This window comes from Mycobacterium bourgelatii (assembly GCF_010723575.1).
Classification (GTDB): Bacteria; Actinomycetota; Actinomycetes; order Mycobacteriales; family Mycobacteriaceae; genus Mycobacterium; species Mycobacterium bourgelatii.
On sequence record NZ_BLKZ01000001.1, the window covers coordinates 35609 to 56683 of the forward strand.

General features: G+C 66.9%; 18 protein-coding genes. 9 read left to right on the forward strand and 9 right to left on the reverse strand.

Annotated features, from left to right (window positions below):
- Window positions 1–16: 16 nt before the first annotated feature.
- Window positions 17–1393, reverse strand: coding sequence for an NADP-dependent succinic semialdehyde dehydrogenase (locus G6N68_RS00155; RefSeq protein WP_163706492.1), 1377 nt, complete (start codon window positions 1391–1393; stop codon window positions 17–19).
- Between the two features lie 151 nt (window positions 1394–1544).
- On the opposite strand from G6N68_RS00155, the gene G6N68_RS00160 reads away from it, so the two are divergent.
- A complete protein-coding gene (locus G6N68_RS00160) occupies window positions 1545–3188 on the forward strand; it encodes an acetolactate synthase large subunit (protein ID WP_163706494.1) in 1644 nt (547 codons plus the stop codon).
- Between the two features lie 86 nt (window positions 3189–3274).
- On the opposite strand, the gene G6N68_RS00165 is transcribed toward G6N68_RS00160, so the two are convergent.
- Genes G6N68_RS00165 through G6N68_RS00175 form a run of 3 tightly spaced genes read right to left on the reverse strand, consistent with a single transcriptional unit; the run spans window position 3275 to window position 4891 of the window.
- Window positions 3275–3682: a TOBE domain-containing protein gene (locus G6N68_RS00165; RefSeq protein WP_163706496.1), complete on the reverse strand. Its 408-nt coding sequence runs from the start codon at window positions 3680–3682 to the stop codon at window positions 3275–3277.
- A 25-nt stretch (window positions 3683–3707) separates the two neighbouring features.
- Window positions 3708–4493 (reverse strand): hypothetical protein, encoded by a 786-nt coding sequence (locus tag G6N68_RS00170; protein ID WP_163706499.1) that lies wholly within the window; start codon window positions 4491–4493, stop codon window positions 3708–3710.
- On the reverse strand, window positions 4490–4891 hold the full coding sequence (locus G6N68_RS00175; protein ID WP_371871665.1) for a hypothetical protein: 402 nt from the start codon (window positions 4889–4891) through the stop codon (window positions 4490–4492). The genes G6N68_RS00170 and G6N68_RS00175 overlap by 4 nt, the downstream gene beginning before the upstream one ends.
- A gap of 95 nt (window positions 4892–4986) precedes the next feature.
- Here G6N68_RS00175 and G6N68_RS00180 point away from each other — a divergent pair, with 95 nt between their 5' ends.
- Both G6N68_RS00180 and G6N68_RS00185 read left to right on the forward strand, forming a co-directional pair.
- Window positions 4987–5514 (forward strand): hypothetical protein, encoded by a 528-nt coding sequence (locus tag G6N68_RS00180; RefSeq protein WP_163706503.1) that lies wholly within the window; start codon window positions 4987–4989, stop codon window positions 5512–5514.
- A 35-nt stretch (window positions 5515–5549) separates the two neighbouring features.
- Complete coding sequence (locus G6N68_RS00185; protein ID WP_163717955.1) at window positions 5550–7046, forward strand: PPE family protein; 1497 nt, start codon at window positions 5550–5552, stop codon at window positions 7044–7046.
- A gap of 13 nt (window positions 7047–7059) precedes the next feature.
- Here the strand turns inward: G6N68_RS00185 and G6N68_RS00190 are convergent, their stop codons facing one another.
- Window positions 7060–8490 carry a lipase maturation factor family protein gene (locus tag G6N68_RS00190; protein ID WP_163706505.1) on the reverse strand — a complete coding sequence of 477 codons (1431 nt, stop codon included), beginning with the start codon at window positions 8488–8490 and terminating at the stop codon, window positions 7060–7062.
- A gap of 183 nt (window positions 8491–8673) precedes the next feature.
- Between G6N68_RS00190 and G6N68_RS00195 the strand changes: the two genes are divergently transcribed.
- Window positions 8674–8889 carry a hypothetical protein gene (locus tag G6N68_RS00195; RefSeq protein ID WP_240355314.1) on the forward strand — a complete coding sequence of 72 codons (216 nt, stop codon included), beginning with the start codon at window positions 8674–8676 and terminating at the stop codon, window positions 8887–8889.
- Here the strand turns inward: G6N68_RS00195 and G6N68_RS00200 are convergent.
- The gene (locus tag G6N68_RS00200) at window positions 8876–13072 is read right to left on the reverse strand and encodes a DUF3367 domain-containing protein (protein WP_163706507.1); all 4197 of its coding nucleotides are present in this window, start codon (window positions 13070–13072) and stop codon (window positions 8876–8878) included. The two genes, G6N68_RS00195 and G6N68_RS00200, sit on opposite strands and share 14 nt — an antisense overlap.
- 58 nt (window positions 13073–13130) lie before the next feature.
- Complete coding sequence (locus G6N68_RS00205; protein WP_163706509.1) at window positions 13131–13304, reverse strand: DUF2613 domain-containing protein; 174 nt, start codon at window positions 13302–13304, stop codon at window positions 13131–13133.
- A gap of 76 nt (window positions 13305–13380) precedes the next feature.
- On the opposite strand from G6N68_RS00205, the gene G6N68_RS00210 reads away from it, so the two are divergent.
- The 4 genes from G6N68_RS00210 to G6N68_RS00225 all read left to right on the forward strand — a co-directional run bounded on the left by G6N68_RS00210 (window position 13381) and on the right by G6N68_RS00225 (window position 17307).
- Window positions 13381–14571 carry a glycoside hydrolase family 3 N-terminal domain-containing protein gene (locus G6N68_RS00210; RefSeq protein ID WP_163706511.1) on the forward strand — a complete coding sequence of 397 codons (1191 nt, stop codon included), beginning with the start codon at window positions 13381–13383 and terminating at the stop codon, window positions 14569–14571.
- Window positions 14572–14657: 86 nt separating this feature from the next.
- On the forward strand, window positions 14658–15275 hold the full coding sequence (locus G6N68_RS00215; protein ID WP_163706513.1) for a TetR/AcrR family transcriptional regulator: 618 nt from the start codon (window positions 14658–14660) through the stop codon (window positions 15273–15275).
- A gap of 176 nt (window positions 15276–15451) precedes the next feature.
- The gene (locus tag G6N68_RS00220) at window positions 15452–16732 is read left to right on the forward strand and encodes a chloride channel protein (protein WP_371871666.1); all 1281 of its coding nucleotides are present in this window, start codon (window positions 15452–15454) and stop codon (window positions 16730–16732) included.
- Between the two features lie 59 nt (window positions 16733–16791).
- Window positions 16792–17307: a PE family protein gene (locus G6N68_RS00225; RefSeq protein ID WP_163706516.1), complete on the forward strand. Its 516-nt coding sequence runs from the start codon at window positions 16792–16794 to the stop codon at window positions 17305–17307.
- Between the two features lie 5 nt (window positions 17308–17312).
- Here G6N68_RS00225 and G6N68_RS00230 read toward each other — a convergent pair whose 3' ends face one another.
- Window positions 17313–18155, reverse strand: a complete 843-nt coding sequence (locus tag G6N68_RS00230; protein WP_163706518.1) for a MaoC/PaaZ C-terminal domain-containing protein — start codon at window positions 18153–18155, stop codon at window positions 17313–17315.
- Between the two features lie 18 nt (window positions 18156–18173).
- The gene (locus tag G6N68_RS00235; protein ID WP_163706520.1) at window positions 18174–19535 is read right to left on the reverse strand and encodes a 3-oxoacyl-ACP reductase; all 1362 of its coding nucleotides are present in this window, start codon (window positions 19533–19535) and stop codon (window positions 18174–18176) included.
- 122 nt (window positions 19536–19657) lie between these two features.
- Here G6N68_RS00235 and G6N68_RS00240 point away from each other — a divergent pair, with 122 nt between their 5' ends.
- Window positions 19658–20980, forward strand: coding sequence for an acetyl-CoA C-acetyltransferase (locus tag G6N68_RS00240; RefSeq protein WP_163706522.1), 1323 nt, complete (start codon window positions 19658–19660; stop codon window positions 20978–20980).
- Window positions 20981–21075 lie beyond the last annotated feature (95 nt).

A 21075-nucleotide genomic window follows, 5' to 3' on the forward strand; every position in this document is an offset into this window, starting at 1 on the left:
GACCGCGAGCAGGCTCCTAGCCCACCCACACCGTCTTGGCGTTGACGAAGGCGCGGATACCCATCACGGCCAGCTCGCGGCCGTAGCCCGACCGCTTGATGCCGCCGAACCCGAGTTCGGGGAAGGACACCGTCATCCCGTTGATGAACACCTGGCCGGCCTCGATCTCGTTGATGAACCGTTCCTGCTCGCCCGCGTCGTTCGTCCACGCGTTGGACCCCAGCCCGAAGCTGGTGGCGTTGGCGATCTCGATGGCCTCGTCGATGTCGCTGGCACGGTACATCGAGGCGACCGGCCCGAACACTTCCTCCTTGTACAGCGCCATGTCCTTGGTGATGTCGGTGATCACCGTCGGCGGGTAGAACCACCCGGGTCGGTCGGGAACCTGCCCACCACAACGCACGGTCGCGCCGGCGGCGACGGCGTCCTCCACCTGCTTGGCGATCTCGTCGCGGCCCGACTCGGTGGCCAGGGGACCCACGTCGGTGTCCGGGTCGGTCGGGTCGCCGACCTTGAGGCCCTCCATCTGTTCGACGTACTTGTCGACGAACGCCTCGTAAATGTCGGAATGCACGATGAACCGCTTGGCGGCGATGCAGGACTGCCCGTTGTTCTGCACCCGGGCCTTGACGGCGGTCTTGACGGCCTCGTCCAGGTTTGCCGACGGCATCACGATGAACGGGTCGCTGCCGCCGAGTTCCAGCACGGTCGGCTTGATCTCGTCACCGGCGATCGCGGCGACGGACTGACCTGCCGGCTCGCTTCCGGTGAGCGTGGCCGCCGCAACCCGCGGGTCGCGCAGGATGCGCTCTACCGCCTTGGATGACACCAGCAGCGTCTGGAAGCAGCCGTCCGGGAACCCGCCGCGGGCGATGACGTCGGCGAGGTACAACGCGGACTGCGGCACATTCGACGCGTGCTTGAGGATGCCGACGTTGCCGGCCATCAGCGCGGGCGCCGCGAACCGAACCGCCTGCCAAAGCGGGAAGTTCCACGGCATGACGGCCAGCACCACACCTAGCGGTTGGTACCGGACGTAGGCCTGTTTCGCACCGACCTTCGACGCTTCCGCAGGCTCGTCGGCGAGCAGCTTTTCGGCGTTCTCGGCGTAGTAGCGAAAACCCTTGGCGCATTTCAGGGTCTCCGCCTTGGCTGACGCCAGCGTCTTGCCCATCTCCAACGTCATCATCGCCGCGACGTCGTCGGCCTCTTTCTCCAACAGGTCGGCGGTGGCGTTCGCCCACTCGGCGCGCTGGGCGAAGGTCGTGGAGTGGCGGTAGTCGAGGAACCGCTCGTAGGCGCGCGCGATCGCGGCGTCGACTTCTTCGTCGGTTGCCTCCGTGAAGGTCTTGACTGTCTCGCCGGTGGCCGGGTTGATGGTGGCGATAGGCACGCTGAATCCTTCGTCTGGTGGGTACTTGAGAGAAACGTCCTGTATCTAGCCTGCCACTACTGTCGGACTAGCGGTTCCCTGCGGTTCGCTCCGCAAAACCGCATCGTCACCGACGGGCGTGGCCAACACGGAGCCAAAGGGAGGTCCCGGGATGAGCACGCCGGCCGAGCTGATCGTCAAGTGCCTGGAGAACGAGGGGGTTTCCGTCGTTTTCGGAATCCCCGGCGAGGAGAACATCCGACTGGTCAAGGCGCTGGCGGCGTCGGATATCCGCTACATCCTCACCCGCCACGAGCAGGCCGCGGCGTTCATGGCCGAGATGTACGGCCGCGTCACCGGGCGGGCCGGGGTGGTGTCCGCGACGTTGGGCCCGGGGGCGATCAACATGCAACTCGGGGTCGCCGACGCCACCACCAACAGCACCCCGGTGGTCGCGATCTCGGCGCAGGTCGGCCAGGACCGCGAGTACAAGGAGTCCCACCAGTACGTCGACCTGGTGTCGATGTACGCCCCGATCACCCGGTGGGCCGCCGACATACCCACCGCGAACGCCATACCGGAGATGATCCGCAAGGCGTTCAAGCTGGCCGAGACCGAACGGCCGGCGGCGGTCTACCTGGCGGTGCCCGAGCACATCGACGAGGACGACGGCGACTATGAGCTGACACCGTTGCCCCGCAGGGTCGTCCGCGCGGAGGCGCCGGCGGCCCGGCAGGTGGCCCGCGCGGTCGACGTGCTGCGCAGCGCCAAGCGGCCCGCGGTGCTGGCCGGGCACGGGGCGGCACGCAGCCACGCCACCGAGGCCCTGGTGCGGTTTGCCGAACAGACCGGCATCCGGGTGGCCAACACCTTCCACGGGAAAGGTGTCATGCCCGACGACCACCCCAACAGCATCGGAACCTTGGGGTTCATGACGCACGACTACGTCAACTTCGGCTTCGACAACGCCGACGTCGTCATCGCCGTCGGCTACGAGCTACAGGAGTTCGACCCGGTCCGGATCAACCCGCATGGTGACAAGAAAATCATCCACATCCACCGCTTCCCGGCCGAGGTCGACGTGCACTACACCGTGGAGGTCGGGATCATCGGCGACATCAGTGAGTCGTTGAGCGAGCTTGCCGACGCACTCGACGGCCAACGCTTCGACGACGTCGAGGTGCCCGGCTCGGGCCTGTTGGAAGAGGAATTCGTGCGGGGGCAGAACGATTCGAGATTTCCGGTGACCCCGCAGCGGTTGGTGGCGGACACCCGTGCCGCGCTGGGCCGCAACGACGTCGTCCTGGTCGACACCGGCGCCACCAAGATGTGGATGGCCAGGCTCTATCCGACGTACGAGCCCAACACCTGCCTGGTATCAAACGGATTGTCCACCATGGGTTTTGCCCTTCCGGGTGCACTTGGAGTCAAGTTGGCCAAGCCCGACACCAAGGTGCTGGCGGTGGTGGGCGACGGGGCATTCATGATGAATTCCCAGGAGATCGAGACGGCGGTGCGGGAACGGATTCCGCTGGTGGTGTTGATCTGGGACGACGGCGGTTACGGTCTGATCGAGTGGAAGATGGACCTCGAGCTCGGTGAGCACCACAATGTGAAATTCAGCAATCCCGACGTGGTGAGTTACGCACAGAGTTTCGGAGCCAAGGGTTTTCGGATCAACAGCGCCGACGAACTGCTGCCGACGCTGAAGGCCGCGCTCGACGACGACGGGGTGACGTTGATCTCCTGCCCGGTGGACTACTCCGAGAACCTGCGCCTCACCGACCGCCTGGGCGAACTCGACGAAACCCTCTGACTTCTCCCGCCGAGCAGACGCAAAGTTGTACGAAAAACGCGTTCTGAGTACGACTTTGCGTCTGCTCGCCGGGGAGCGGAACCTCTCTACGAGGCAGTTTCAGACACTTCGACGATGACGGTGGTGGCTTTGACGACGGCCACGGCGACGCTGCCGGGTTCGAGCTTGAGCTCGCGGGCGGCCTCCGTGCTCATCAACGAGACGACGGTGTGCGGGCCGCACTGCATTTCGACCTGCGTCATGACGGTGTCGGAAACCACCCTGGTCACCAGGCCGGCGAACCGATTGCGCGCGGAGCTGGCGATCCCGAGCCGGTCGGGTGCCGCCGCGGGCGCCTTGTTGCGCCAGAATTCGGCCAACACGTCGCCGGCGATCACCTTGCGCCCGGATTCGTCCGATTCGACGGCCAGCGCGCCTTGTTGAATCCACCGACGCACGGTGTCGTCGCTGACCCCCAGCAACTCGGCCGCCTCTCGAATCCGCAGCCTCGACACGGACGAAGCCTACAACGCGGCTCGCTCAGTATCGTTTGACCACATACCGTGGCGCGGTGCGCCAGGCGCGGCGGCCATCTGCCAGGTCCCATGGCGGATCCAGCAGCAAGACGGCCCGTCCCTCCAGCAGAACCGGCCGTACCCAGTCGCTCAGCTCGATCGGTTCGTCGGGTTCGGGTCGGCGTTGGGCACTATCGCGCGCGTCGTCGATACCGACCAGCCGGCGCAGGTCATCGATCGTCGATTCGGAAGGCAAATCATGCAGACCGGGCATATCGATGAACAACCCGTCGTTCCCCGAGAGATGTAGCCCGACCCCAGCCAGCGCACCCAGCACCCCGTCCTGGGTGCCTCCGTGTCCGGAGATGTGGACGCCCAACGCCGCGCCGAGTTTCCAGGCATCCTCGGTGCGCAGCACCTCGAGCTTTGCCTGACGGCCGAACTCCACGAGTGCGGGCGTGTCGAGGATGCGATGCGGAATTGCCACGACGAGACCCGGATCGGCGGCCGGCGGACAGACCCGTTCCAGGAATTCGCCGGAGAAGCGGATGACTTCGGCCACCACGGCATCCGGATTCCCGACGGCGCTGCGCCACGCTATGCAGGCGCTGGAATTGTGTGTGGTGTAAGGGATTCGATCGTCGACGAGCAGTTGGTGCCGGGTGGCTCCGGCTGGGGTGCCCAGACCCGCCTTGGTCAGCTCGTCGAGTAACTGCCGCGCGCGCCGGCCCGTCCCCGGGCTGTACAGGTCGTCGGTGTCATCGATACCGATCAGCAGGTCCACGCCGGCCAAAGCGCGCACCGGAGTCATGGGTTGACCACCAGCGCGGTGACATCGCGCACCCACCGGTCGCGGTCGAGCTGAGTTCCGGTGAGCTTGAGGGTGTTTCGTTTGGTGACGTTCAGGATGACCTGATCGGTGAGTTCGGCCGCAGTCAGCGTCTGAGCCGGGTCGCGGCCGTCCACGCGTACCCGGTCCACTTCGGTCACCCTCGCCGCGGCGAGGATCGAGCGCACGGTCGGCCCCTTCTGGACTTGCGCGCCGTGCGACTGCGGCGTCGGCACTTCGACCTGAGGAAGATCCCGCAGTTGCGGCAGAACGAAGCGTCGTACTTCTTGGCCGTCCTGTTGCACGACGAGTGCGCCGCCGTTCGACGTTGGACCTGCGCAGGCGACGAGACCGGGACCGGCAAACAGGGCGGCTTCCAGGAGTGGGACCGCGGCGCGCAGATAAAACCGCATTCACGGATGATAGGACAAATTATCGCCGCAGATGAGGGAATAATGGGAGTAGGATTCCGCGAATGACGTATCTAGCATCGGATGGTCTAGTCGCTGACCAAGGCCGTTCGCTTTCCCGTGAAGTCGTCTTCCCCCTGCTGTCGGTAGTGGTGATTGCCTGCTATGCCGATGTCCGGATTCCGATGGGACTTCCCGGGCACCGGGGTCTGGTCTGGCTTACCTTGTTGGTAGCCGTCACCTTGATGACGCAGCGCCGGGCGACCGTGGTCGCGGTCGGCGCGGCGGCCACGGTGGCGACACTCGCGATGAATGTTCCCGCCGGTCCCCACGGGCCCTTAGGAAGTACGCGTTACCTGGCGGCCGCCGTCTTGTTGTACGCGTTGATCGGGTTGACCGAGCGACGGTGGGCCTGGCTGATTGCGCTTGCCGCCGCACCCATTCACCTGGTCGCCCTCGCCGGCGGGTCAGTCTCGGCGGTGCTGCCCGAAAAGTTGTTGTTCCACTTGGGTTTCGGCCTCGCAGCAGGGCTGATGGGCTGGTGCATCGCATCGGCGTCGACTGGTCCGCGACGGCGACGCGAGGCCGCTTGAGCAAGCGGTAGCCGCCGGTGTTCGCGCCCATCTGGATGGCGTTTCCGCCAGAGGTGCACTCGGCCCTACTGAGCACCGGACCGGGGCCGGGTCCATTGTTGGCGGCCGCCGAGTCGTGGATGGCTCTGAGCCTTGAGTACGAAAGCACGGCAACCGAATTGGCGGCCGTCGTGGCCAAGGTCCAACAGGAGTGGGAGGGCGTAGCCGCCACGAGCTATGCGGCGGCGCACGCGCCGTTTTTGGCGTGGTTGATGCTGGCCAGCTCAGTCAGCACTGCCGCCGCAGCTCAGCATGAAGCGGTGGCGGCGGCATTTTCGATAGCCCTGGCAGAGATGCCGACGCTTGCCGAACTGGCCGCTAACCACGCCGTTCACGGGGTATTGGTGGCAACGAACTTCTTTGGCGTCAACTCGATCCCCATCGCGATCAACGAAGCCGACTACGCCCGGATGTGGGTTCAGGCTGCGACCACGATGACCACGTACCAAGCGGCGGCCGAGGCCACACAGGGACCCGGCCGTAGCGGAGGCGGTGGCGGCGGTGGCAGTGGCGGCGGTGGCGGTGGTGGTGGTGGTGGTGGTGGTGCCACAGGCTTCCAGTTGCCCACGCCGGCGGAAATATGGCAAATGATCTTTGGCGCCGACGGGGCGCACATACCCGGTCAGGGACAACCCAACTGGGGTCCCCTTCAGTACCTGCAGAATTTGCCCAACTTCTTCAACGGCAACCAGCAAGCACTGGCCTACCTGCAAACGAATATCCCGCAACTTCTGACGAATCCGGCGAACTGGCCGGCACTGGCGTCCTATTTCACCGCGTGGCAGACCTATCGTGCCGTCAACTGGACGCTGCGGACGTTGCGCTTCATCGTCCAGATTGCCCCGGCGTTGCTCCCTGCCGTCCTCAACATGGCCGTAACTCCCCTGGCAGGTACCGCCGGTTTGGCGGGGTTGGCTGGCATTGCGCAACCGCTAGCGCCACTCGTTCCCACTCCCGGCATGGAGACGACGCACCTGCCGCCGGTCGCGGTGCTGGCCGCCCCCGTGCTGGCCCCGTCACCGGCGTCCACGCCGACGCCGTCGGCTGCACCGGCTGCCCCGGCTCCGGCCCCGACGCCCACCTCACCGACACCGCCAACCCTCACCGGGGGTTTCGGTTACCTGGTGGGCGGTCCGGGTTCCGGCTTCGGTCCCACGATGGGTGCCCGCATCGCGGCTGATGAGGAGGCGTCGGAATCCGCTGCGGCAGCCGCCGCGACGGAGGCGGGTCAGCGGCAGCGGGCACGTAGCGGCCCGCACCTTCGAACGACGATTGGCCGTGGCTATCGCTACGAATACCTAGAAGTTGACGGTGACGCCGACCCCGCCCGCCAAGTGGAAGGGGCCATGGGCGCCGGGACGTTGGGATTCGCTGGGACGGTGCGAAAAGCCCGCGTGCATCCGGCGGGGCTGGCCACCCTGGACGGTGACACCTTCGGCGGGGGTGCAGCCGCCGCGATGCTTCCGGTTACCTGGGGGGATAACCGTCGATGAATGGCGGCCCTAGTCATCTTGCGGTCAGCGACACCGGGGGGACGTAGCTCCCGATCAGGGTGCGATGCCACCACGCGTGATCCCGCCGCAACTCCGCGACGGTGGTGAAGCGATACTTGTACAACTGGGCGCGCACATACCGTGGTGGCTCCTCAGGAAAAGGATTGTGCCGCAAAAGCCGTAAGGTAGCCGGATCATTGCGCAGCAGCCGCGTCAGGAACGGCGTCATCCAGGACAGCGCGTAGCCGGGCGAGATCGCGGCGAACCACATCAGCCAGTCCAGGCGCAGATGGTATGGCGCGAATTGCCGGGGCAGCCTACGGACATCGGTCGGCTTACCCTTGAATTCGTACTCTTTCCATACCGTCTCGTCGGTGATCACCGCCTCGTCGGTGCCCTCAATGACCACTTCCTGACGGATGCGGCAGATGCTGCCGAACGCCCCGTAGGTGTTGCCCAGGTGAAACGAGTTGAACGACATGTTCATCCGCTGCTGAGGCGACAGCATGTTGCGCACCGGCCAGTAGCTCAGGAAGAGCATCACTGCCGTGAACGCGATCACCAGCGCGGCGAACCACAATGGCGGGCCAGGCAATGCCGGAGGCGCGGGCGCCGGCAGTACCGCGGCGGCCGACCGGTTGTCGATTGTGCTGCACGCCAACAGGATCGTCAGCCAATTGAGCCACGAGAAGTTGCCCGATGTCACCAGCCACAGCTGGGTGACGACGATGATCGCCGCGGCGATGCCGGCCACCGGTTGCGGGGCGAAGAGTCCGAAGGGAACGACGAGTTGGGCGAAGTGGTTGCCGGCCACCTCGATTCGATGCAGGGGCTTGGGTAGGTGGTGGAAGAACCAGCTCAACGGCCCTGGCATCGGCTGAGTTTCGTGGTGGTAGTACAGGCACGTCAGATCGCGCCAGCAGCGGTCACCGCGCATCTTGATCAACCCGGCGCCGAACTCGACCCGAAAAAGCAGCCAGCGCGCCAACAGCAACGTCAACAACGGCGGCGCCACGGAGGCGTTGCCCATAAAGATCATCAGGAATCCCGATTCGAGCAGCAGCGACTCCCACCCGAACCCGTACCAGGTCTGGCCCACGTTGACGATCGACAAGTACAGCACCCACAGCGTCAGCCACATCGCCATCGCCGCCCACAGCGGCGCCAAATCCGCGAGACCGGCCACCATCGCCGCCGACAGTGCCGCGCCAAACCAGGAGACCGCCGCGAACAGTCGATCGGAATAGCGGAAATGGAAGATGCTCGGTGTCCGCCAGAACGAACGTCCCGTCAAATAGGCTGGCACCGGCAGCATTCCGTGCTCGCCGATCAGTGGCCGGAACTGGCGTACCGCCGCGATGAACGCGATCAGATAGATCGCCGCGACGCCGCGTTCGAGCACCAGCCTACCGAGCCAGTATTCGGGTGCCGAAAACCACTCCATAGCTGCAACTCCTCGGACGGCGACACCAACCCGCGTCTAACCAGTCAACCAGTCCGTGGCCGATTTCCAACGCTGAGACAAACGATTTGCCCGAACCTACGGTTATTGCAGGTCCGCCGAACGTGGTGAGACGACACCCCCAGTAACCTCGCGTCGTCGTTCGAACTCCACTCGATCGACGGGGTGATCGTGGTCAACCACCGGGATTGCGGCGCAGTGCAGATCGCCTATGGTCCCGACGTCATCGCCACGCCGGAAATCGAGACGCAGACTCACGAACGGATCCTGGATTACTTTCGCCAGGAGGCGCTACGCCGCCATCCCGGAATCAGTGTCGAGAGCTATCTCACGGGGCTTGACGGTTCGGTGGAGCAGATCGGGCCGATTATTCCGGCTTAGCGCGTGCTACGCCGCCTGGCGGCACCGCCGAGGCGCCCACCGCGGCCAGTGAAATCAGTGCCAGCAGTTGCACAATCGGCGAGTGTCCGGCGTAACCGTCGACCGAGTGCCAGGGATGACGGGACAGCAGTGCCCCGGCCATGATTAGTCCGCCCGCGCTGAGCCCGATGGTCCACCCGTCGCGCCGTCGCTCGTTGTGCCGCAGCGCATACCGCAGACCCAACACCGCGCCGACGACCACGACGCCGGCGATGCCGGAGATCAGTGCCCCGGCGCCCAGCAGCGGGACCGCCACCCAGGGCCCCGAGGGCCAGGGTTGTGCCGGCGGATCGTCGACCCGACGCCGTGTCCGCCACAAGGCCAGGAACGCCAACAGCGGCAGCAGCGCCAACCCCACCGCCAGACCGCCCCGATACACCGAGTTGGAGGCAAATGTCAGCGTGATGGTGCCAGCATCTCCGGGGGGCACCACCCAACCCTGTTGCCAGCCGTTGACCGCGACCGGTGTCAGCCGAGCACCGGAGCTGGTCCGTGCCACCCACCCGGGGTTGATGCTCTCGGGGATGACCAGCACCCGCGACCGGTCCGACGCCGGCGCGCGGATTTCGCGACGGGCCGGTCCCCATTCGCCGGTCGACGCGGGAAGCGCTGTCGCGCTGGGCAATTCGGGGCTGCCCAGCACGGTCAGCTGGGCACCGTCGACGATGAAGGCGGGTCCCGGGCTGATCAGCAACTCCTGCTGGCCTTCCGGCAGCGCGATCGGCTCCGTTTCACAAACGGCCGCGGCGACGGGCTCGCCGTCCAGCAGCGCCCCGGCGGTGGTCCGAATCGAGGTATGCACGAACCGGCCGGCGGCCGCGATGACCGGGCCGTGATCGCAGTCCACAAACACCTCGCGCCCCCGGTTGCGCGCGGCATCGGCTGGCGCGACCGGTTTGCTGTCCGGTCCCAGCACGGTGACTTCGGCCAGTCCCGGCGGCTTGAGCTGATCGAAGCCCAGCGCGTTGCGGTCGATGATGTCCTTCCAGTCGAGCAGGCTCACGGTGACGGTGTCGGTGACCCGAGGATGCAGGGTTAGGGTCTGCGGCCCGTCGTTCCGCAACTCACGTACCTGCGGGCCGTCACCCAGGTCGACGGCCACCATCGTCGGACGGGCGGGCACCGGCGACCGGCTCGGAACCAGACGCAGCCCGGCGACCTCGGCGGCCCGCGGCAGCGTCAGGGTCAGGGTCGGCGGGGTCTTGTGCTGCACCACCCGCTGCGGTGCCGTCCAGGAGGTTGCCGGGTCGCCGTCGGTGGCGGCATACGCCGAACCCAGCACCTCGATCAGGTCGGAGTCCCCGCTTGCTCGGGTGGTGCCCGGCTGGGCGATCAGGTCGGCCAGCTTCGGGCCCTGACGCGGACGCACCCACAGCATCGGGGTCACCGACACCGGGCCCGGCACGGTCAACGTGCGGCTGAAATTCACCGATTCTTCGGCGGCCAGCGCCATCGACGCCGCGCAGCGGATGCTGTCCGGCGCCGACACACAGCCCGGCCGGCCCAGCAGTTCCGAGCCCAGGTCCCAGCTCGAGATCGCCGCCTGTCTCGGCGGCTCGGGGACTCGCACGGTATGCCGCAGTTGCACCGGGTGGGCGAACCCGGATGCGTCGTACTGCGTGATCGCCAGGTCGGTAATGGCGAACTGCACACCCGCCGACCCGTCGTCAGTGCCGACCGCGGTGATCCGAACCCAGGAACTCTCCCCGTAGGGCAACGCCGCGGTGAGCGGTTCGCCGGGCTCTTCGACCCGCAGCGTGGTGCTGCCGTTGGCGGTCTCGACCTCGATGCGGCGGACCTGTGCGCCGACGGCCGTGGCGCTGGGGGTCAGGGTGATGACGGCATCGGCCACCGGGCGATCGAAATCGATGTGCAGCCACTGCCCGATGGCGGCTTGCAGCGCATTGGATACCCAGGAGGTCGCCGAGTCACCGTCGATCGCGGCGGTGGGAGAGGTGGCGGGTGCGACGTCGGGCATGGTGATGGAATCCGACGACGAACTCGACGCCGTGATGCGGCCGCCGCTCCATGCTCCGTACACCAGTTCGGCGCCCGGGACGGGATAGTCCGGCACCCGGTTGTAGGTATGCCGGGCGTCGCCGGGCGCGCGGATGGCCGACGAGTGCTGGTCGACCCGGCCGTAGTCGGTTTCGCGGGCCACCGGGGTATCGGTGACGGTCACCAGCGGTGCGGGAAGTCCGGCCGCGCGGGCGTCGGCCGCCATCAGCACCGGCCCCAGGGCGGGCTGGCGCAGCAGGCGCCGCCGTTCGTCCAGTCGCAGCAGCACCTCCGGACCCCCGGAGACCCGGGCCAGTTGGTCGGTGTCGACGAAGTAGGGCGCGCCGGGGTTGGCGGTGGTGTCGACGCGGTAGATCTCCACCGCCGGATAGCGCGGCCGCAAACCGCTGTCGCTGACAAAGCCTTCGAGCGATCCAGGCCCTACCGGTTCGCCGAACTCGGCCACCTTCAGCAGCCCCGGCGAACCGGTGATGGTCCGGTGCACCAGGATGGGACGCGCCGAGCGCGAAGTCTCGGGATCCAGGTCGTTGCGCAGCACCAGGTAGGAAATCCCTTGGCGAGCAAGGGTGTCGGCCAAGCCGGGCGATGGGCGCCCGGCGGCGAACAGCCGTTGCACCGAGTCCAGCGCCCGGATGGTTTGCGGTGGGGTCAGCGGGATCGAATCGCGCACCCCCCACGGGCTGGAGCCGAGCACCTGCAGGGGTTCGTCGTGGCTGTTGCCCCAGATCTGGGTGGCGAATGGCGCGCCCGGCACCACCAACACCCGCCCCGGCGCCGGCGTGCCCGTGTTGTGTTCGGTGAGCCAGTCGGCCGCCTGATGCCAGTAGTCCGGTATCGCACGGAACGTCCCGGGCGGGGTGAGCCGACCGCTCCAGGCCAGCGAGGTGCTGACCAGCAGCGCGGTCAGCGCCACGATTCCGACCGCGACGCGCCTGTCGCGTTCCGGGTGGGCAAACGCATTCACCCACACCGATCTCGGTGCACTCCCGGGCAACGGCACGCGACCCAGTAGCTGTGCGAAGCCCAGCGCCAGCGGGAGTCGCACCACCGGGCCGACCTTGTGCACGTTGCGCAGGGGAGTGCCGGCGGCATCCAGGAACTGCTGGACCTGGTGGGCCACCGGTGACCCCAGCCCGCCGCTGTAGCCGACGGCCAGCAAAACCACGCCGACGAACAGCGTCGTCACCAGGCGCCCGCGGGCCGGCATTCCGGCGCTGGCCAGTCCGGCCAGGCCGGCCGCTGCGACCAGGCACGTCCCCAAGATCGCCACCGATCCGGTGACCAGCGGCGCGCCCGCGGTCGCGTTGGGCGCCACGAACGGCGTCCAACTGTCCGCGCCACGCAGCGTTTCCACCAATGACGCCCATTGCGTCGTGACGCCGGAGGACTCGATGAAATCCAGGAACGGGGGACTCACCCCGCGCAGCATCAGCAGCGCGACGACCCACCACAGCATCGCCAGAACCAGCGCCAACAGCCACCACGCGGTGTAGCGCCACCACAACCGATTGGGCCGATGACAGGCCCACCAGATCACCGCGGGCAGGCACCCGGCCAGCGTCGCGATCGCGTTGACCGCGCCCATCAGCGCCACCGCCAGGCCAGCCTGCGCGGCCAGCGCCCGCACCGACCGGCCCGACCCACCCCGTAACGCGAGGATCGTGGGCAGCAGCACCCAGGGCGCGAGCATCATCGGCAGTGTTTCGGACGAGATCGAACCCAGCGTGGTCAGCACCCGCGGGGACAGCGCAAACGCCGCCGCGCCCAGCACGCGCGAGGACGCGGTCCCGATCCCCAGGGCTTCGGCGACCCGCAGCACGCCCCAGAAACCCGCCACGAGCAGCACCGCCCACCACAGCCGCTGGACGACCCAGCCAGGCAGGCCGAGCAGATGGCCGGCCGCGAAGAACGTGCCGTGCGGAAACAGGTACCCGTAGGCCTGGTTCTGCGACTGGCCGAACGGCAGTTCGCTGTTCCACAGGTTGGTCGCCCGGGCCAGGAAGCGCAGCGGGTTGGCGGTGAGGTCAAGCTTCGTGTCGGGGGAGACCTGCCCGGGTGATTGGGCAAAGGTCAGCGTCAGAGCGACCGCAGAAACCAGCAACAGCCAGCGACGGGACACCGGCATAGTCCCTTTGGCCCTCGAGTCTTGCGCAGCTTCCGTCGTTGGTGCCTGCGTCGTCGGGCTAGCTGCGGCTGCCGTACTCGGTCCGGTTGAGTACAGACGACGACGGGTCGCCCGGGGGAACGTGCGGCTTCTCGTTCTGTTCCACCAGCAGGGTGATCCCGAAGATCGCGAACGCCCCCAGCAACAGCCCGATGACCACGCTGGCTCCGACGGGCGCGACGATCCGATTCATAAGCGTCAACCTAGCAGAAGGACCGGATGGTCGGGTTGCTGCTCAACGCCGTACGCCACCGTGACAGCATGACCGAATGTCCTTCCCGCGCAGACTTGCACTGGCTCTAGCCGCAGCAGCAGCCGCATCGGCTTTGGTAGCAGCGTGCGGTGACAGCGGCACCAAACCCGGCGCCTCCTCGACAAGCGCGGCCACGCCGCCGGCGACGAGCGCGACGCCTACCGCGGCCGGTGGGGGGCCGTTCTGTGCCGACCCGGCATCCGTCCCGGCGACACTGAACCTGCGTGACAAGCTCGCGCAGTTGCTGATGGTGGGGGTGGAAAACGCCGACGACGCCAAGGCTGTGGCCACCAACCACCACATCGGCGGGATCATGATCGGCAGTTGGACCGACCTGGAAATGCTCAAGAACGGTGCGCTGACCGAAATCACCAACATCCCCGGTCCGCTGCCGCTGGCGGTCAGCGTCGACGAAGAAGGCGGGCGGGTGTCCCGGCTGAAGACCCTGATCGGAACGTCTCCGTCGCCGCGGGTGCTGGCCAACACTCTGAGCGTCGACGAGGTCCGCGCGCTGGCGCACGAGCGCGGCGAAGCCATGCGCAAGCTGGGCATCACCATTGACTTCGCGCCGGTGGTCGACGTCACCGAGGACCCCGATGACACGGTGATCGGAGACCGCTCCTTCGGGTCGACGGCGGAAAAGGTCACCGCCTACGCGGGTGCCTACGCGCAGGGCCTGCGTGAGGCGGGCGTGCTGCCGGTGCTCAAGCATTTCCCGGGCCACGGGCACGGCTCCGGCGACTCACACAAAGGAGGCGTCACCACGCCCCCGCTGGGTGAACTGGTAGCCGTCGATCTGGTGCCCTATAAGACGCTGCTGACCCAGGGCCCGGTCGCGGTGATGATCGGTCACATGCAGGTGCCCGGGTTGACCGGTTCGGACCCCGCCAGCCTGAGCAGGCCCGCCATCGACCTGCTGCGCACCGGCACCGGATACGGCGGTCCGCCCTTCGACGGCACCGTCTTCAGCGACGACGTCTCCAGCATGGCCGCGATCTCCGATCGGTTCGGCGTGACCGACGCGGTGTTGCGCACCCTGCAAGCCGGAAGTGACATCGCGCTGTGGGTGAGCACCAAGGAGGTGCCCGCCGTGTTGGACCGGCTGGAACAGGCGGTGAATGCCGGCGAACTGCCGGTCGAGGCCGTCGATCGTTCGGTGGTTCGGGTGGCGACGATGAAACGCAACGACGCAGCCTGCCCCCACTAACGCGTGTGCGCCGCCCCGCGATTGCTTACCCTAGGTTCAGATAGACGAGCTAAAGGGCGAACAGCCACGCCCAAAAGGGGACAGTGATGGCAGGTGGTACCAAGCGACTACCGCGTGCCATCCGCGAGCAGCAGATGCTCGACGCCGCGGTGCAGATGTTCTCGGTCAACGGCTATCACGAGACCTCGATGGACGCGATCGCCGCGCAGGCTCAGATCTCCAAACCAATGCTGTACCTGTACTACGGCTCCAAAGAGGAGTTGTTCGGCGCCTGCCTGAACCGGGAGATGAGCCGGTTCATCGAGGCGGTGCGCGACAGCATCGACATCACCCAGGGGCCGAGGGAACTGCTGCGCAACACCATCGTGTCGTTCCTGCGTTACATCGACGAGAACCGGGCCTCGTGGATCGTCATGTACACCCAGGCCACGAGCTCCCAAGCGTTCGCCCAAACGGTGCGCGAGGGCCGCGAACAGATCATCGAGCTGGTCGCGGGCCTGGTGCAGTCCGGCACCCGGGAGCCGATGACGGACGCCGAGATCGAAATGACGGCAGTGGCTTTGGTGGGCGCGGGCGAGGCGATTGCCAACCGGCTCAGCACCGGGGAGACTGACGTCGACGAAGCGGCAGAGATGATGATCAACCTGTTCTGGCGCGGCCTCAAGGGCTCGCCAGTGGATCGGGATATCAGCTCGGCGCGATAACGCGCCGCTCGACCGGAAAATCAGAGCCTGGTTGGCGCGCACCAATCAGAGGGTTCCGCCTTGGTCGCCCCGCGCCCCCGGCGCCGCCGACGCCTCGGCTGCCCGCCGGTGCAATCCCGGCGGCACCGCCGTTGCCATACGACACGGCGTGCGATACCGGTCGGGCATAGAGCTACATTGCACCGGTGCACCCGCCGCCGCGCTACAACCTGGACTTCTTCTGTGCGGTAGTCATCGTCGGCTTGTTGGCCGGAGTTGCCGGTTTGGCGACGACGGTCGTGCTGCGCTCCGTCGAACATCTCACGTATCACTACTCATTCGGTTCGCTGCTCGAAGGGATCACCGACAGCAGTCCGGTTCGCCGCGCGGTTGGCCCGATGGTCGGAGCCGCGTCGGCGGCACTGGGCTGGTGGTTGCTGCGGCGCCGGACCGACGTGCCGCCCTTGGCCGGAACCATCGCACGGCACGAGCGGGTGCCCAGGCTGGCCTGGAGCATTGACGCCCTCCTGCAGGTGGTCCTGGTGAGCTCCGGCGCCTCGCTCGGCCGGGAAGGCGCGCCACGCCAATTCGCTGCCGTGCTAGGCGATTTGGCAACCGCATGGCAGAAGCGGCTGACGCGGGAAGACCGTGAGATCCTGCTGGCGTGCGCCGCCGGCGCCGGTCTGGCTGCCGTGTACGCGGTCCCGCTGGCCGGAGCGCTCTTCACCCTCCGGATCCTGCTGAACACTTGGCGGCGGCGGGCGGTGGGCGCGGCGCTGATCACCTCCAGCCTGGCCACCGCGGTCGGTTCGGTGCTCACCCACAATGAGCCGGAATTGACCTGGCCCGGTGCGGAATCGATCTACCTGTTCAGCGCGCGGGCCGTCGCGCTTGCCCCGCTGGCCTTCGCGGTGGGATGGGCTTTCAACCGAATCATGGCCGCGGCCCGACCGGCAAAGCTGATCCGGTCCTGGGTGCTGATCCCCGCGCTCGCCGGCGCAGGCTTGCTCACCGGCATTTGTTCGCACTGGTGGCCCCAGTTGCCAGGCAACGGCAAGAGCATCCTGACCAGCAGCCTCGCCCTGGGGACGACGGCCGGCATGACGCTTGCGTCCGCGGCCGTGCTTTTGGTTCTGAAGCCGCTGCTCACCGCGTTGTTTCTGCGGGCAGGCGGCGCCGGTGGCCTGCTCACTCCGTCACTGGCCACCGGCGCGGCAGCCGGAACCCTGGTCGTATTGGCGAGCAATGCCGCGTTCGGTACGCACATGCACGGGCCGGTGAACTCGTTGTGCGCGGCCGCCGGGGTGCTAGCCGTCACCCAGGGCTCACCGATCTGGGCCGCGCTTTTCGTCTGGGAGCTAGCCCATCCGCCGCTTCGGATGCTGTTCGTGTTCATGGTCACCGCGGTGGGCGCGCACTGGTTGAAGCTACTGGTCAGTGGGCGTCGGCCGGCCCTTCTGGACCACCGGGCCGGTTGAGCGCGATTACGTAGTCCACTACTGCAGCCAGCCCCATCGGCTGGTGTGATGCTCGGTTCATGTCACACCTAAGCGTGGCGCCAGACAGCCTGATGGCGGCCGCAGCCGACCTAGAAAACATGGCCAACTCGATCGATGCGGCCCATCGATTCGCCGCACCTGCGACCCTCGCGGTGAGTCCCGCGGCCGCCGACGAGGTGTCAGCCGGTATCGCGCAGCTTTTCTCCCAGCATGCTCAGGCCTATCAGGCGGTGGCCCGAGACGCTGCGGCGTTTCAAGAGCGGTTCATTCAGAACCTGACAGCGAGCGGGTCGGCCTATGCCGCTGAGGATCTGGGTAGCTCGCATTCGCTGGCGCTGACCGACCCCGTGGAGTACTTCACGGTCGCCGGGTACACCTTCATCTCGTTGATTCCCGGTTACCTGATTCTTTCGGCGGTCACGCTGATCCCGCCGCTGTGGCCGCTCTTCCCGTTGGTCCAGGTACTGGCTTTCGCGCGATTTGGGGCACTGGTCGCGGAGGTGCTTACCCTGTCCCCGATTTCCTACCCCTACTTCCCATACGAACGGTACTGAGCCCCTCAGAGCGGGCGCACCGTCGCAGTGAGGTGCGGATACCCCTTGCTGACATTGCGCAACGCAAGGTCCCACCCGCCCTCTTTCTCGTCGACGTAAAGGCCCACTGTCGCGGGTAGCACGACCGGCTTGGCGAACCGCACCGAATACTTCACCGCATCCGGCAACCGGCCCTCGATATTGGCCAATACCGCTGCGGCGCTGAACATTCCGTGCGCAATGACGGTGGGGAAACCGAACAACTTGGCCGCGATCGGATTGGTGTGGATCGGGTTGTGGTCCCCACTGACCGAGGCGTAGCGCCGGATCCGGCTGGGCGTGATCTTCAGCACCGTGGTGGGCGGTGGCGGCTTGGGTTGTTTCTGCGGCGGCGGCTTGGGTTCGTCGGACAGGCTGGTGCGTTGCTGATGCAGGAACGTCGTCACCTGGTGCCAGGCGTCCTCGTTGCCCACGCTCACGTCAGTCACGATGTCGACCAGCAAGCCCTTGCGGTGCTCACGCAGATTCTCCGCATGCACCCGCACACCCACGGTGTCCGTCACCGCGATCGGCCGGTACTGGGTGATGTGGTTCTCCATGTGCACCGCACCCATTGCGGCGAAAGGGAAGTCGAAACTCGTCACCAATGACATCACCGACGGGAAGGTCAACGCGAACGGGTAGGTCAGCGGGACGTTGTTGCCGAAGCGCAGCCCGGTGACCGCCGCGTAGGCCGCCACGTTCGTGTGGTCGATCGGCAGTTCCTCGACGGTGACCGTGCGGTTCGGCAGCTTGTCGCTGCGGGGGACGACGGGCAGTGCGCCCGCCGCCGCGCGCAGCATGTTCCGCAAGCCGCTTGGTTGATTCACTGAACTCTCCCTACCCCGTTATGCGCCGATCATGCCCTGGCCGCAGACCCGAATCACGTTGCCGGTCAGCGCGTTCGACGCGGGACTGGCGAAGTACGCGATGGCCTCGGCGACGTCGACGGGCTGTCCGCCCTGCAACAACGAACTCATCCGGCGGGCCGCCTCGCGGGTGGCCAGCGGGATGGCAGCGGTCATCTGGGTTTCGATGAAGCCCGGTGCGACGGCGTTGATGGTGATCTTCTTCTTGGCCAGTTCCGGTGCCAGCGCCTGGGTGATGCCGATCATGCCCGCTTTGGTGGTGGCGTAGTTGGTCTGGCCGCGGTTGCCGGCGATACCGGCGATCGAGGACAACCCGATCACCCGGCCGCCTTCGCCGATGGTGCCGTTACCCACCAAGCCCTCGGTGAGCCGCAAGGGCGCAAGCAGGTTCACGGCCAGCACCGAGTTCCACCGGGCGTCGTCCATGTTGGCCAGCAGTTTGTCGCGGGTGATCCCGGCGTTGTTGACCAGGACGTCGGCCTTGCCGCCGTGGTGGTCGCGCAGGTGCTCGGCGATCTTGTCGACGGCATCTTCGGCGGTCACGTCCAACCACAACGGCGTGCCGCCGACGTTGTTGGCGGTCTCGGCCAGGGCGTCCTCTGCGGATTCGACGTCGATCGCGACGACGGTGGCGCCGTCGCGGGCGAACACCTCGGCGATCGTCTTGCCGATGCCCCGCGCGGCCCCGGTCACAATGGCGACCTTGCCGTCCAACGGCCGGTCCCAGTCGGCCGGCGGGGTGGCGTCTTCTGCGCCGACGTAGAACACCTGGCCGTCGACGAACGCGGACTTGGCCGACAGGATGAACCGCATCGTCGATTCCAGACCGGTCGCGGCCGGCTTGGCGTCCGGGGCGAGGTACACCAGTTGCACGGTGGAGCCGCGGCGCACCTCCTTGCCCAGCGAGCGGGTGAACCCTTCCAGCGCACGCTGGGCGATCCGCTCGTGGGTGCTGCTCACCGCTTCGGGCGTGGTACCCACCACCACCAGGCGCGCACACCGGTTCAGGTTGCGCAGCAGCGGCGTGAAGAAGTCGTGCAACGCCTTGAGCCCGGTCGGGTCGGTGATGCCAGTGGCGTCGAACACCAGGCCGCCGAACGAGTCGGCCCAGCGGCCGCCGAGATTGTTGGCCACCTGGTCGTAGTCGTGCAGGGCGGCGCGCAGCGGCTCGACCACTCGCCCCTCGCCGCCGATCAGCAGCGAGCCGGTCAGTGGCGGCTCGTCGGGGCTGTACCGGCGCAGGGGCTCGGGTTGCGGAACCCCGAGTTGCTTGGCCAGGAATGATCCGGGTCCGGAGTTGACCACCTGGGAGAACAGGTCAGGTGAGCGTTTGGTGGGCACTGGGTTGCCTTCCGTGTCAGGGACGAACTTACTTCAGAGTAAGAACCGTGAGTAGTATTGCGTGCTGAGGCGGGTACCCCAAAATTAGCCCCCGAACTAGCGGCGACAAACGGAGAGAGAAATTGAGCCCTGCAAGTTCCCAAAACAGCCCGTCCAAGCGCAGAGTCGCCGTCCTAGGCGGCAACCGAATCCCGTTTGGAAGATCCGACCGCGCCTACGCCGAGGCGTCTAACCAGGACATGTTCACCGCCGCGCTGAGCGGCCTGGTGGAACGCTTCGGGTTGGCCGGCGAGCGACTCGACGCGGTGATCGGCGGCGCTGTGCTCAAGCACAGCCGCGACTTCAACCTCATCCGGGAATGCGTCCTGGGCTCCGAGCTCTCGTCGTACACCCCCGCCTTCGACATCCAGCAGGCTTGCGGCACGGGCCTGCAGGCGGCGGCCATCGGCGCCGACGGCATCGCCACCGGTCGTTTCGACGTGGTCGCGGCGGGCGGGGTGGACACCACCTCCGACGCGCCGATCGCGCTGGGCGACGACCTGCGCCGCACCCTGCTGAAGCTGCGCCGCGCGAAGTCCAACGTGCAGCGCCTCAAGCTGGCGGGAACCCTGCCGGCCAACCTGGGCATCGCGGTCCCGGCCAACAGCGAACCCCGCACCGGGCTGTCGATGGGTGAGCATGCCGCCATCACCGCCAAGGAAATGGGCATCAAGCGCGTCGACCAGGATGAGCTGGCCGTGGCCAGCCACCGCAATATGGCTGCCGCCTACGACCGGGGCTTCTTCGACGACCTGGTCACGCCGTTCCTCGGTCTGTACCGCGACGACAACCTGCGGGCGGATGCCAGCGTGGAAAAGCTTGCGACGCTGCGCCCGGTGTTTGGGGTGAAGAACGGCGACGCGACCATGACGGCCGGCAACTCCACGCCGCTGACCGACGGCGCTTCGGTGGCGCTGCTGGCCACCGAGGAGTGGGCGGAGGCGCATTCGTTGACGCCGCTGGCCTACTTCGTGGATTCCGAGACGGCGGCGGTGGACTACGTCAACGGGCGTGACGGGCTGCTCATGGCACCCACCTACGCGGTGCCGCGGCTGCTGGCCCGCAACGGCCTGACCTTGCAGGACTTCGACTTCTACGAGATCCACGAGGCCTTTGCGTCGGTCGTCCTGGCGCACCTGCAGGCCTGGGAGTCCGAGGACTACTGCAAGGAACGGCTTGGCCTCGACGCTGCGCTCGGGTCCATCGACCGGTCCAAGGTCAACGTCAATGGTTCGTCCCTAGCCGCCGGCCACCCCTTCGCGGCCACCGGCGGTCGCATCCTGGCTCAGACGGCCAAGCAGATCGCCGAGAAGAAGGCGCAGCAGCAGGGCGACAAGCCCGTGCGAGGCCTGATCTCAATCTGTGCCGCTGGTGGTCAGGGCGTCGCGGCGATCCTCGAAGCGTGACCGCACTCACACCGAAATTTTCCAAGATTGGTGTTTTGCGATTTGAGTGCGTGGGTATTCGCAGTGCCGGATAGCCCCGTGTTGTGGTCTGACCC

Excerpts from the sequence above, each read along its gene's own strand:
- G6N68_RS00160 (WP_163706494.1), top strand. The coding sequence starts at position 1,545 with ATGAGCACGCCGGCCGAGCTGATCGTCAAGTGCCTGGAGAACGAGGGG.
- G6N68_RS00170 (WP_163706499.1), bottom strand. The coding sequence starts at position 4,493 with ATGACTCCGGTGCGCGCTTTGGCCGGCGTGGACCTGCTGATCGGTATC.
- G6N68_RS00180 (WP_163706503.1), top strand. The coding sequence starts at position 4,987 with ATGACGTATCTAGCATCGGATGGTCTAGTCGCTGACCAAGGCCGTTCG.
- G6N68_RS00185 (WP_163717955.1), top strand. The coding sequence starts at position 5,550 with ATGGCGTTTCCGCCAGAGGTGCACTCGGCCCTACTGAGCACCGGACCG.
- G6N68_RS00190 (WP_163706505.1), bottom strand. The coding sequence starts at position 8,490 with ATGGAGTGGTTTTCGGCACCCGAATACTGGCTCGGTAGGCTGGTGCTC.
- G6N68_RS00200 (WP_163706507.1), bottom strand. The coding sequence starts at position 13,072 with ATGCCGGTGTCCCGTCGCTGGCTGTTGCTGGTTTCTGCGGTCGCTCTG.
- G6N68_RS00205 (WP_163706509.1), bottom strand. The coding sequence starts at position 13,304 with ATGAATCGGATCGTCGCGCCCGTCGGAGCCAGCGTGGTCATCGGGCTG.
- G6N68_RS00210 (WP_163706511.1), top strand. The coding sequence starts at position 13,381 with ATGTCCTTCCCGCGCAGACTTGCACTGGCTCTAGCCGCAGCAGCAGCC.
- G6N68_RS00215 (WP_163706513.1), top strand. The coding sequence starts at position 14,658 with ATGGCAGGTGGTACCAAGCGACTACCGCGTGCCATCCGCGAGCAGCAG.
- G6N68_RS00225 (WP_163706516.1), top strand. The coding sequence starts at position 16,792 with ATGTCACACCTAAGCGTGGCGCCAGACAGCCTGATGGCGGCCGCAGCC.